This window comes from Candidatus Magnetominusculus dajiuhuensis (genome assembly GCF_046044395.1).
GTDB classification, from domain to species: Bacteria; Nitrospirota; Thermodesulfovibrionia; order Thermodesulfovibrionales; family Magnetobacteriaceae; genus Magnetominusculus; species Magnetominusculus dajiuhuensis.
Genome location: NZ_JBJUSG010000006.1, coordinates 34,311 through 46,330 on the forward strand (window position 1 = coordinate 34,311; position 12,020 = coordinate 46,330).

Below are 12,020 nucleotides of genomic sequence, written 5' to 3' on the forward strand. Positions count from 1 at the left end.
CCTCACATTAAACCCCCAAACGGTATAATAAACAGGCTTATCAGAAACTTAATAAACACCTGTATGGGGTATATTATTATCCTCGCCAGCCCGGTCATCCACAGGATTAGTACAATATAAATCCCGTAAGGCTCAAGCCTGCTGAACATGTAAGCCTGTCTTGGGGGCAGCAGGCTTAGGGCGATTCTGCCCCCGTCCAGAGGCGGTATGGGGATTAGATTAAAGGCCGCTATAAAAATATTAAAAGACACGCCGTACTGGAGCATCTGCAGCACCGGCGGGATAATCTTAGACGAAAGCAAATCAGAACCCTCAATAAAGTGCGGCAGCACCTTATAAAGCATAAGCAGAGTAAAGAGACTGAAAATCGCAAGGATGATGTTCATAACCGGCCCGGCGGCAGAGACAAGGGCGGAGTCCCTTCTGGGATTTGTAAGATTACGATAATCCACGGGGACGGGCTTGGCAGAGCCGAAGATAAACGTCCCATTAGATACGATAAAAAGCACTATTGGCAGTACCACAGTGTTGACCGGGTCTATATGCGCCAGAGGATTAAATGAGAGTCTGCCCATAGAGCGGGCGGTTGGGTCGCCGAGCTTATCAGCAACCCACCCATGCGCCACCTCGTGAAACGTAATCGCGAAGAGAATCGGTATCGCCGCAACCGTCAAACTCCTCAGTATGTTGACTATATCCAATGGTCAGATTTCACTTAATATCTTGTCTATTATCGTCCTTGCGGCAACGATCGGGTCTATAATCACGCTGTCCATGTCCTTTGCCTCTCTCTTGTTGGTAAGGAATGTTATCCTGTCCTGCATCCTTTCTCTGAGGTAAGACAGATAGCGCCTGTCTCTTGAGGGTTTGTATTTCTTTTCAAAGTCAGCGCCGAAGAGTTCTTTGCCATTTTTGGGGATCATAAGCCCCTGGAATGCCTTCCACTCCTTCCATTCGATAGTGCCGCGAATGAGTTCGGTCATGATCTTTAGGGACAGGGACTTTGGAATATCAGTAAGCTCGTCAGGCGTGCCGAAGGCGTGTGTATTCATTATGTAGCACTCTGTGCCGGAGAGAAAGAGCTTGTTAAACTGCTGGCAGTCCCACATCAGGGGATGCACCCTGAAGGGGTTTGCAAATGGCTCAATAACGAGTTTGCCGAACTCTCTGGAGTCAACATTCTCCACGCCCTTTGCCCTCATTGTACTAAGAGACGCACCCATGGATACCTTAAGCCACGGGTTTTTTATCTTACACACCGGAGGCAGCGACGGGTCTTTTTGCAGCCATATGACCTTGCCCGGCTTTTCGCAGTAGTCCGTGTGGTTAAACATATCACGGGTCTTTATGCAGCGGCCGTTTCTGTTACGAATGTCTTCGCAGACGAGCTTTATCTGCCCGTCAGGAAGCCTCGTAACGCCGACGTTTTGAGCTGTATAGAAATACTTGATTATCGGGTCTTCGTACGCAACCGCGTCGGTCTTGTCAAACAGGCTTGGCTCAATAGGAACTGAGAAATTGCTATTTAAATCTATGAGGAACGCGTCGTCGTGGATGACTGTAACAGGCTCGTCCGCGTTTAGCGTGCCGTCGTGGTCATGGCTGTTGGTGATGGAGGATTTGCCACTGCCAGAGAGGCCAAACACCGCAACCGGCAGGTTATTGCCAATTTTTTTAATGCCACCATGACAGGCGACCATGTTCTGCCTTACGCCTATTGCCCAGGCCAGTGTGAGGGTGCCTTTTTTGCGCTCACCGAAGTAACGCAGCCCTAATATGGCGATACAGTTTTGCATCTCATCAACGATTATCAGCCCGTCGGGAAAGTCAGGGTGTGACCAGTCCGAATCGGCCATGACCATGATGTCCTGCTCGTCGAGGTTGCGGGATTTTTCGTATGTATCTGTCCATGGCGCCATCCACGGGGCGAAGTTAAACGCCCAGTCGAGCATATTTTTGGCGTCGGTGCGCTGGCTTACAAGCTGCGCCCTCAGCATGAAATCGGGATGTACGCCGACGATGCCTTCCATGAGAAAAGTCTCTTTTTTGTTGAATTGATAGACGGCCTCACGCAGGATTGTCATGTACTTGTCCTTCTCCGCGCCCATTTCTCTGACAAGTCGTCTGGCCTTTGCTGTCCTTCCCACGATAACGCCATCGTTTGAGACAAGCACCTTCGCATCAGCGGGAAGCCCATAGACCTCCGGCTTATACATCGGCTCTGTGGTTACAATAACCTCGGGCTGCCTGATGGAATACTCATAGAGTTCCCTCATGTTGGTCTTTCTTACGGAATTAGCATACATCGCGCTCTCAATTATTGCTCTCCACGGTGAGCCGGGTACCTTGTGTACACTTGCCATAGTTTTATACTCCTGTATGTTCAGATTTTTGTAGTAAGACAATCAATTAAGCAATCAGGGGCCGGCATGGGGTAAAACCCATTATATATTCTCGACCATTTCCCATATGCCGCAGGGACACACCCCGGCACAAAAACCGCAGCCTATGCACAGAGCGGCATCCACTACATACTCATAGCCGACATCGTCAGACGTCTCCTTCCGGCTTATCGCCCCGTAGGCACAGACGGCCTCGCACATGTGGCAATCCCTGCAGACAGCACAGGACATGCACCTGTGGGCCTCCTTTTGAGGCGTAAACAATGTGTCATTGCATCTTTCATAGTAGGCGTCTTTTACCTTCGCATAAGGGATTTGCATTTTGGGTGCCGGCCTGTTGTATGACCGCCCCGAAAGCAGGGCGTGTGCCGCGTCTGCCGCCTTTTTGCCGTGGCCGATGGCGTGCGTTACCAGCCCCAGATTCGTAGCATCCCCGATAGCGAACACCTTAGGGTCTGAGGTATGCCCGGCCTCGTCTGACTTAATCCAGCCGTTTTTGTCGGTATGAACCGTCTGCGGCAGGAAATCGGTGATGGGCATATCCCCTATGGACACGATTACCTCATCGGCCTCAAGGGCGCTGCCATCGGTACAGTATAGCTTGCGCTCGCTTTTAATATATCTATCAGTAAATTTCGGCCAGACGATATTCGTGCCAAGCGCCTTTGCAATCTCAAGCTCCTTGCCAGAGGCCGCCGGTTCCTGAACGTCTATGGCCGTTACGCCCTGTGAGCCGCAGTGGAAGGCCTGAGCCGCCGCGTCCATCCCAACATTTCCCGCGCCTATAATTACAACACGCTTATCTTTAAAGTCCGGCCTTTGTCCGGTGTTAATCGCCCTGAGAAAATCATACGCGTTGATTGTGTCTTCAATTCCGGGTATATTTAGCCTTCTGGCCTTATGCGCCCCACAGGCGACAATTACCGCGTCGTTAGATTTATATATCTTATCAAACATGGCCGCGTCAACCTTCGCATTCAGGTGCACATGGACGCCGATTGACTTAAACCTTTCAAGTTCATATGTGAGTATCTCTTGTGGCAGCCTTTCTCTTGGGATACACAGCTCAAGTTTGCCGCCGAGTTTCTCCTCCGCCTCATAGAGTTCTACCTCGTGTCCCTTCAAAGCCAGTTGCCACGCCGCCGAAAGCCCGCCGGGGCCTCCGCCTATTACCGCGGCCTTTTTACCTGTCTTTTGACCGGTCGTTGGGGCATCTGTCTTGAGGCTTGCCGCGCCCATCCCTTTAATATTTAACGGCCTGTCCAGATGTGACCGGGTACAGGCGGCCATGCAAAGATTAGGGCATACCTCACCGCAGACGCTGGCAGGAAGCGGCGAATACTGTAATATAAGCTCCAGTGCCTCCTCAATCTTATCGGCACGAATCAGAGCGGCGCGCCGTTGCGTAGGTATATCGCTTGGACAGGCGCCCTGGCACGGCGGTGCGTATTTGGCGTTATGCCACTCCGGGCGAAATCTCCTGTCCTGCCCTGTGGTTATATATGGAAGCGGGGTCAGGGGATGTGTTACGTACTCGGCAAATATGCCGCCCTTCCCTACCCCTTTATTATCGCCGCCTGTGTTTTCCCATATGTCCTTACGAAACGCGGCCATCGTCTTTTTAACCGGGCTGCGCTTTGCCCTCTCCTGTGCTGTATATGGCAGGAGTTTTTTCCATGCCTCACGCGATGAGAGCTCTTCGTAGAATGTTTCCCTATCTATGGCCTTAAGATATGTCTTTAAATTTTCATTAAGCCACTGCCAGTCCTGGTCTGACAAATCCAGCAGCCTTACGTCGCCCTGGCTGTATGTTGAGTCAATCTTGCCCCTGAAATAAACCACCCCACCAACCATCCCAACGCACGGCCTGTAGCCTAGTATGCTGACGGGATTCCTTGGATTGACACCGCACACAACGGCAATGCCTCCGGCCTTAAACTCCGCAAACGTGTCGCCCACGTCTCTAAAATACCACGATTCGGGGGGAGCGAATTTCGGATTATGTTTGGTCATCGTATCGCAGCGCGCGCCGCCACCGCCCTGTACATAGAGCTTCCCCTGGGCTGCCGCATTGTGGGCACCGTTTGTCACGTCGCCTAAGACTGTGATATTGGCGCCGCAGTTGAGCCAGCCCACATCGTCAGAGGCGTTTCCTTTGAGCAGTATTTCCGTGCCGAACATCCCCATGCTGCCAAGACGCTGTCCGGCCGGGCCTTCCACTATTACCGATACGCTATGCCCTTGCGGCCACACCCGCCCGCCGATGCCGTGCTGCCCGTCGGCTGTGACCAATATATCTCTGTCACCGCCCTCTACAGCCTTTTGGATCTGCTCCTCCATAATTTTCGAGGACACACGCTTGCCGTCTATATTCCCTTTTATCTCTATATCTGCCATATCAGTCTTCTCAACCTCTCTTTCTGGCTCTCTTAGCACACATAACTGATGTTCAATCTATCAGCAATTGCCGGGTCATCCGCGCTGACCGCGTCGGACATCCCTATTGGAAGCTCTGTGCTTCTTCCCAACGGGGCAACAATTTTCTTCAACTCCGTATCAAGCGCCTTATATACCTCTACTACCCGCATGGCCACCTTGTCGGTGTCAAGCCTTCGGTAGAGCTTAGGGTCTTGCGTGGTTATGCCGCGCGGGCAGCGCCCTAAGTTACAGACGTTGCATCGGTTGTTCTCATCGCCAAGACAACCGGCGGCGGCCTGCATGATATACTTTCCTATAGAGACAGCCGACGCGCCAAGCATTATCAGGGCAGCCGCGTTGGCCGCCAAATTCCCCTTTTTACCTACACCGCCCGCGGCTATTAATGGAAGCTCGTTTTGCTTGCCCTGTTTTACCAAATCAAGATAGCAGTCCCTAAGATTGGAGGCAATTGGATGCCCCATCTTGTCCATTGAGACGTTATACGCGGCACCTGTGCCACCGTCCTCGCCGTCTATTGACAGGGCGGCGGCAAACGGGTTTCTGACGAGATTATTCAGGACGGCCTTTGCGGTGCGCGTCCCTGAAATCTTAGGATACACGGGCACTCTAAAACCCCATGCCATTGACATTGACTGGATCATCTTGGCAACGGCCTCTTCTATTGAGTACTTGGTCTGGTGCGTGGGGGGGGAGGGTAAATCAACGCCCTGCGGTACACCACGAATTTCTGATATTAATTTGAGCACCTTATGTGCCATGAGCAGACCGCCGTCGCCGGGCTTTGCCCCCTGGCCATACTTTATCTCTATCGCGCACGGGTCTTCTGTCATGTGCGGTATTGCCCTGATTATCTCATCCCATCCAAAATACCCGGAGGCAATCTGCGGTATAAAATACTTCACAAACCGCGACTTGAGCAGCCTCAACGGCATCCCGCCCTCACCGGAGCACATCACAACGGGCATCCCCTCGACTTCGTTTAAATATGTAATGCCCATAGCGAGGCCTTCCCACATCGTTGGAGAGAGTGCCCCTACGGACATGCTTCCTATCATTACGGGATAAATCTCCCTGACCGGAGGGATGAACTTGCCAACTGAGGCGTCTATCTCTCCCTTGCCGTTTACAAACTTCACCGGCAGGTCTTCTGCTGGCAGTATCCTGCCAAGATACGTGCGAATGCGAAACTCATGCCTCCCCGCATCAAGTGCGGGGTCTGTGAGCATGGATATCCTTGTGAACTTGAGCCTGTCGAGCGTTGAGACAAGGGGGTCGTTTCTCCTGCCGCCTCTGGTGTAAGCAGTCCCACCTGCATTTTTATGAGTTATAAATTTATTGTTCGGATTAAACTCCGGCTCAATGGCCTCATTTGGGCATACGAGTGAGCATGTGGCGCAGCCCGTGCAGTAATTCGCAATAGCCGTTGATTGTTTTATCACCGTGACGACCTGTCTGTCCACCTGCGGGGTTGGCGTTGCCCCTGAGGAGCTGACCACCCTTTTGGCAATCACCGTGGGCGTGATAGCGAACATCGGGCAGACGGCGGTACACCTGCCGCAGCGCTTGCACCTGTCGTCTCTCCACCTGATGATATATGGAAACTCCTTTAAGGTCAGTTCATGGTTGTTGTCCAACCTTGCAGTTGGTTCCATACCTTTACCTCCTCTGCCCCGGGCGAGACGATAACCATGTCGTATCTCATGGGGAATATATCCTTTTCAGTATCTCTGCCTGGCACTGCCCTGTTGAGGCCACATTCCTCAGAGACAAGGGAAATCTTGCCCTTTATGCCTCCAACAACTCCCGGCCTGAGCTTTTTTGAGTCCTGAACCATAAAGCACTGCCCGTCAGGCGTAAACCCTATGACACAGTTCGGGCCGTCAATACACAGTGGCCGCAGCGATTTTTTTAAATGCCCTACAAACTCTTTATCGGAACGACTCTCTATCTCCGCCGGTTTAAGCGGGGTTATGATGTCCTTATAGTAATAAAGCGGGTAGCTCAGTCCTCTTGCCGCATAGTGCAGTATATGAGTAAAAACTTCGCTGTCGCTGTTATATCCTATATATCCGGGGAATCCCCTGCTTGCCAGAAATTCCCTGATGGGGACAAAGGCGGTGTTCTCGCCGTTTGTCATTGAGCCGAAGCCCTGAATAAAAAACGGGTGGCAGGCGTAGAGATTTATTGCATAGTTGGTGTTTTGCCTGCCCTGGGCAAATATTATCTTCGCCTTGAGGGGCGAGTTATCAAGACCGAAAAACTCACAAAGCTCAAGCGGGTCGCCCACCTCTTTGAGTGTAATCACATCGGGGTAAAAAGAGAACACGATGATGGATTCGTCCTCCTGCCCCATCTTACGAAGCGAGAGGCGAGTATGCAGGAGCAGCGCTTCTTTTTCGTCATTATTCAGTATTTTAGTACTTATCGGGTAGTCATAGAATCGTGCGAAGTAATTATCGCGTGCGGTAATTCCCCTGACAGGCTTAATCTTTGGCGTCCACTGGTGAACGAGTCTGAATCCCGCCTCGTCCATATAAGTGTCCAACATCTCAAGCCCGCCTGTGGAGCAAATACCCGACAGTACCGGCTTGTCCTTCAGAGCCTCGAACTCACCGCCGAGGTCTTTCAGGATGAGGCCCATGCCTGAGCCGTCATGTCCCTCTTTCATTGTCTCAAGCGTCAGGATATTCTCAACGGGTGAGAAGTAGTCCTTCGCGGTTATAGCACTTAAACGGCACATTTATTCAACCCCTTTCAATCACTTTATTCATACCCTCTATGACCAGCCACAAGTCCGCTACTATATCACAAATATTAAAATATGTCAAACATATGTTGGCCACAAATATGCCCTATATGTCACGATAAATTTGTTCTCCATCATAAGTAAGCGGTAGTTGCTTGGTTTTTTGTCATCCTTGTCCCTTTCCGTCATTCCGGCTTGTCTGGAATCGTCCCTTAAATGGTTGTTTCATGATGATTTTCCCTGTTCTGAGATATAAGGACAGATTCTGGACAAGCCGGAATGACAGCCAAAGAAAAGAATAGTCTGGAAATCATTACAACTTCCCGTGATAACTTGTTTTATTCGTTAGAACAAAATTACCGTGCCTATCTGTTTGCCATCAAGACAGGCGCATGGCCTTTTTGTTATAATGGCGGCGTGGCTAAGAAAACTACTGCGAACGAGAAAACGATTGCGAGGAGGAACCCAAAGAAAAAGGGGTCTTTTGTATTACTTCCTCTTGTAGTGATTGCGATAGCGATATCGCTGGGATTTTTCAGCGGGTATTTGTTCTGGGCGTTTTCGGATTTGCCGAAGATCCGGCAGCTTGAGCAATATACGCCGCTTGAGTCTTCCATTGTGTATTCTGCGGATAATGAGATATTGGCCGAGCTATTTGTGGAAAGGCGGACGTTTGTACCCTATTTCAGCATTCCGCAGCACGTCAAAAATGCCTTTATAGCGGTTGAGGACGCCCGTTTTTACAAACACAAGGGGATTGATTTTGTACGAATGCTTGGGGCGGTGGTGAAAGACTTAAAGGCCGGAGGGTTTGTCCAGGGCGGAAGCACTATAACGCAGCAGCTTGCCAAGATGCTTTTCCTGAAACCGGAGCGCAGCATCAACAGAAAGATAAAAGAGGCGGCGCTGTCCATTCAGATTGAGAGACACTATACAAAAGACGAGATAATCGGCCTTTATCTGAACCAGGCCTATTTCGGCACACGCGCCTACGGCATAGAGGCGGCGGCTTATACATATTTTGGAAAGACGACGAGCAACTTAAGCATAGCCGAGGCGGCGCTCCTTGCCGCCCTACCCAAGGCACCCTCTTCATATTCACCATTTAAAAGCGCCCCAAAGGCTCTGAATCGAAGGAACTACGCCATAAGAAAGATGCTTGAAAATGGTTTTATTGACGAAAAGCAGCACGACGCCGCGCTGAACGAGCCACTGCCTACAATACCGCACACACGAAGATACAAATCGCCGTATTTTATGGATTACGTTAAAAACGAGCTTGAGGACGATTACGATGAAAAATTATACACGGCGGGGCTAAAGATATATACAACCCTTGATTATAAAATGCAGAAGGCGGCTGAGAGCGCCGTGGAATTTGGCATTGAGAGCCTGAACAAACGGGGCAGAAAAAACATCCAGGCGGCGCTCCTTGCAATTGACCTTAAAACAGGCGGCATAAAGGCGATGGTTGGAGGCACTGATTTCTGGGAGACACAGTTTAATCGGGTCACACAGGCCATAAGACAGCCGGGTTCATCCTTTAAACCCGTAGTATATTTAACCGCGTTTAATCAGGGATTCAGCCCTGAGGACATTATATATGACGGGCCGATAAGTTTTACCGGCAGAAACAAGGCGGACGTGTGGGTGCCGCAAAACTATGAACGCGAGTACAAGGGTGACGTGCCGATAAGATATGCCCTTGCTCATTCTCTGAACGCGGCCACCGTATATCTGGCAGATAAGGTTGGAATTAAGAACGTCATAGATACCGCAAAAATGCTTGGCATAAAGAGCACCATACATCCATACATGCCCTCGGCGCTTGGGGCGTCGGACATGACACTCATAGAGTTGGTATATGCGTATGCGGCGTTTGCAACGGGGAAGAGATTTGACCACCTTTCGGTGGAGAGGATAGTTGATAGAGATGGCCTGCTTCTGGAGGAACAAAAGGCGATGCCGCCAAAGGCTATATTAGACAACTCCGTCATAGAGGAGATGAAAACGGTACTAAGGGCGGTCGTGACAGAAGGCACGGGTAATGCGGCTATGGCACTGCCACGAACGGTTTACGGCAAGACTGGCACTACGGACGATTACGTAGACGCGTGGTTTCTCGGCTTTGACGACAAGCTGGCCGTTGGGGTATGGGTTGGCAGGGACAACCACAAACCCATTGGGGAGAAAGAAACCGGGGCACACGCGGCGCTGCCTATCTGGATGGAATTCATGAAATATGAATAGGAACACCGAAGCCGCCAACTGGGGGATAATCCCCCGTCTTGTCGGCGGCAGCCCAAACGCGATAGATAAAACGTTGCAAAAATACGGGGTGAAGGGGGGGTTACCCCCCCTTCGTCGTTAATCCTCTAATGATTGTTTCGCTTATCTTCTATCAGATTAAGCAGCGCGCCAAAGGCGTCGTTGAAGAGTTTTACTCCTTCGTCTTCAAGTTGTTGCGCTATGGATTCTATATTAATATTTAATTCCGTGAGGGAGCTGAGTGTCTCATCAACTGCCTTGAGGTCAGCGTCTATGGTCCTCAATACCTTGCCGTGGTCTTTGAAGGCCTTAACTGTGTCCACGGGCATGGTGTTAATGGTGCCGGGGCCTATTAATGAATCCACGTAGAGACAATCGGGATAGGCCGGGTTTTTTGTACTTGTGCTTGCCCAGAGCAGGCGCTGGACGTTACCACCTTTTTGCTTAATCTCTATAAACCTATCAGACGAGAACAGCGCTATCATTGTTTGATAGGCCTCCTTTGCGGAGGATATGGCGGCCATTCCCCTGAGGGATAGTGCCCATTCCTTTTCAGCGTCGTTTAAGGCGTGTTCTACTCTGCTGTCAATGACCTTGTCAACGGCGGTGTCAATGCGGCTGATGAAGAAGCTGGCCACTGACGCTATTGAATCAATAGGCTCTCCGGCATCTATACGTTTATTTAAACCATCCAAATATGCCGTTGCAACTTCGGCATACCTTTGTACTGAGAACAACAGAGTGGCGTTGACGTTACAGCCCTCGGCGATTAGCTCTGTGATGGCAGCAAGGCCGTCCTTAGTTGCCGGTACCTTAATCATGATATTTGGCCTTGCGATGAGTTTGACGAGTTCTCTGCCCTCAGATACGGTCTTCTCTGAATCGTAGGCGAAGCGCGGGTCAACTTCTATGCTGACGTAGCCGTCAACGCCCTTTGATGATTCGTAAATTGGAAGCAGCGCGTCGGCTGCTGATGCGATGTCGGCGATTTCGAGTTCATAGAGGATTTCTTTGGCGGAGAGAGCCGCGTTTTTAAACAATTCAGACAATGGCACCGCATAGTCGGAGCCATCCTTTATGGCCTTATAAAATATACTTGGATTTGAGGTTATGCCCCTGACGCCGTCCTCCGTTATAAGGCGTTGTAGCTCGCCGGAGTTTATAAGCCCCCTGCTGATATTGTCATACCAGAAACTCTGCCCTGCCTTGTGCAGCTCAACCAGTGGATTAATAGCCATTGTAAGCCCCCGTTAACATTTTTTCACTTTTTAGAGTTGCTGATTTATTCAACCAGTCTTTTCAACATTACCTGGAACGTACCGCAATGGCCCGCAAGGTGGAGGCTCTGCGGTCGTAGGCACCCTCGCTGCCATTGTTGAAGTAGAAGGCCCACGCGGCGTACGGGCCGTTAAGCTCGCCTGACCATACCCAATTGTTACGCCTCCCGCCAGCATCATAAAGACCCCGCAGTTCCGCTCTGGTAGGCATACGCCAGCCACCACCGCTGATTGACAGGCTCTTAACCCATGTATTTGCCTGGTCCCAACTTGTATCCATATCAGGGCCAAGATAACACTGAAGTCCTGTGGCAGTGCTTGTAACTATCCCGTCGTTGTCTGATGTCAGGAGCACCTTCATAGGCTCTTTTAAGGGTGTTGTCTCCCCCTCAACGGCTTCTACGGCCATAGTAGCATCGGTTTTCCAGTCTTTATGCCAAATTGACAGTGTGTAAGCCGAGGAAGGTAATAACTTGTTAAAAGTGAATTTGCCGTCTGGTCCCGTGGTTGCTTCAAATTGCTCATAGCCTTTAGTAGGCTGGTTTTGTCTTGCTATTACCTTTACCCCGACAATAGGTTGGTTTTTTCCATTTACTACCTTGCCCTCAATCCCTGACGTCTTTGCACATCCAAAGGTTAAGAATGCCAACAGGGAAAGAATTAACAGGATAAAGACTGGCCTGTATATCTTCATGTGTTCCTCCATTTTTAGCGCACGCTCATTCGAGTTTAAAACCCATAGGGTATTTAACCCAAAAAAGGGGTCATTTGTCAAGGATTTTTGCCGCATATCCTTAATCCGATCCAGGGCAAACGCATTAGGAAAAAAAGCAGAAATTGCCTATGTCTTCATTCCGGCTTGTCCCTCTCCGTCATTCCGGCTTGTCC

Annotated in this window: 8 protein-coding genes; 1 reads left to right on the forward strand and 7 read right to left on the reverse strand. The window is 50.4% G+C overall.

Annotated elements, in window-relative coordinates:
• Nucleotides 1–2: 2 nt before the first annotated feature.
• The 5 genes from AB7D94_RS01785 to AB7D94_RS01805 form a co-directional block, all read right to left on the reverse strand.
• On the reverse strand, nt 3–701 hold the full coding sequence (locus AB7D94_RS01785) for a site-2 protease family protein (RefSeq protein WP_420263954.1): 699 nt from the start codon (nt 699–701) through the stop codon (nt 3–5).
• Between the two features lie 3 nt (nt 702–704).
• Nucleotides 705–2,363: a phosphoenolpyruvate carboxykinase (ATP) gene (locus AB7D94_RS01790; protein WP_420263956.1), complete on the reverse strand. Its 1,659-nt coding sequence runs from the start codon at nt 2,361–2,363 to the stop codon at nt 705–707.
• 81 nt (nt 2,364–2,444) lie between these two features.
• Nucleotides 2,445–4,799, reverse strand: a complete 2,355-nt coding sequence (locus AB7D94_RS01795; protein ID WP_420263957.1) for an FAD-dependent oxidoreductase — start codon at nt 4,797–4,799, stop codon at nt 2,445–2,447.
• A gap of 32 nt (nt 4,800–4,831) precedes the next feature.
• On the reverse strand, nt 4,832–6,493 hold the full coding sequence (locus tag AB7D94_RS01800; RefSeq protein ID WP_420263958.1) for a glutamate synthase-related protein: 1,662 nt from the start codon (nt 6,491–6,493) through the stop codon (nt 4,832–4,834).
• Complete coding sequence (locus AB7D94_RS01805) at nt 6,454–7,581, reverse strand: class II glutamine amidotransferase domain-containing protein (RefSeq protein ID WP_420263959.1); 1,128 nt, start codon at nt 7,579–7,581, stop codon at nt 6,454–6,456. The genes AB7D94_RS01800 and AB7D94_RS01805 overlap by 40 nt, the downstream gene beginning before the upstream one ends.
• Nucleotides 7,582–7,866: 285 nt before the next feature.
• Between AB7D94_RS01805 and AB7D94_RS01810 the strand changes: the two genes are divergently transcribed.
• A complete protein-coding gene (locus tag AB7D94_RS01810) occupies nt 7,867–9,837 on the forward strand; it encodes a penicillin-binding protein 1A (RefSeq protein WP_420263960.1) in 1,971 nt (656 codons plus the stop codon).
• A gap of 125 nt (nt 9,838–9,962) precedes the next feature.
• Here AB7D94_RS01810 and tal read toward each other — a convergent pair whose 3' ends face one another.
• Nucleotides 9,963–11,093 carry a transaldolase gene (gene tal / locus AB7D94_RS01815; protein WP_420263961.1) on the reverse strand — a complete coding sequence of 377 codons (1,131 nt, stop codon included), beginning with the start codon at nt 11,091–11,093 and terminating at the stop codon, nt 9,963–9,965.
• A 67-nt stretch (nt 11,094–11,160) separates the two neighbouring features.
• Nucleotides 11,161–11,826, reverse strand: coding sequence for a carboxypeptidase regulatory-like domain-containing protein (locus AB7D94_RS01820; protein ID WP_420263962.1), 666 nt, complete (start codon nt 11,824–11,826; stop codon nt 11,161–11,163).
• Nucleotides 11,827–12,020 lie beyond the last annotated feature (194 nt).

Bases quoted from the DNA above. Each gene is read 5' to 3' on its own strand.
- AB7D94_RS01820 (WP_420263962.1), bottom strand. From the start codon at position 11,826: ATGAAGATATACAGGCCAGTCTTTATCCTGTTAATTCTTTCCCTGTTG.
- AB7D94_RS01810 (WP_420263960.1), top strand. From the start codon at position 7,867: ATGACAGCCAAAGAAAAGAATAGTCTGGAAATCATTACAACTTCCCGT.
- tal (WP_420263961.1), bottom strand. From the start codon at position 11,093: ATGGCTATTAATCCACTGGTTGAGCTGCACAAGGCAGGGCAGAGTTTC.
- AB7D94_RS01800 (WP_420263958.1), bottom strand. From the start codon at position 6,493: ATGGAACCAACTGCAAGGTTGGACAACAACCATGAACTGACCTTAAAG.
- AB7D94_RS01790 (WP_420263956.1), bottom strand. From the start codon at position 2,363: ATGGCAAGTGTACACAAGGTACCCGGCTCACCGTGGAGAGCAATAATT.
- AB7D94_RS01795 (WP_420263957.1), bottom strand. From the start codon at position 4,799: ATGGCAGATATAGAGATAAAAGGGAATATAGACGGCAAGCGTGTGTCC.
- AB7D94_RS01805 (WP_420263959.1), bottom strand. From the start codon at position 7,581: ATGTGCCGTTTAAGTGCTATAACCGCGAAGGACTACTTCTCACCCGTT.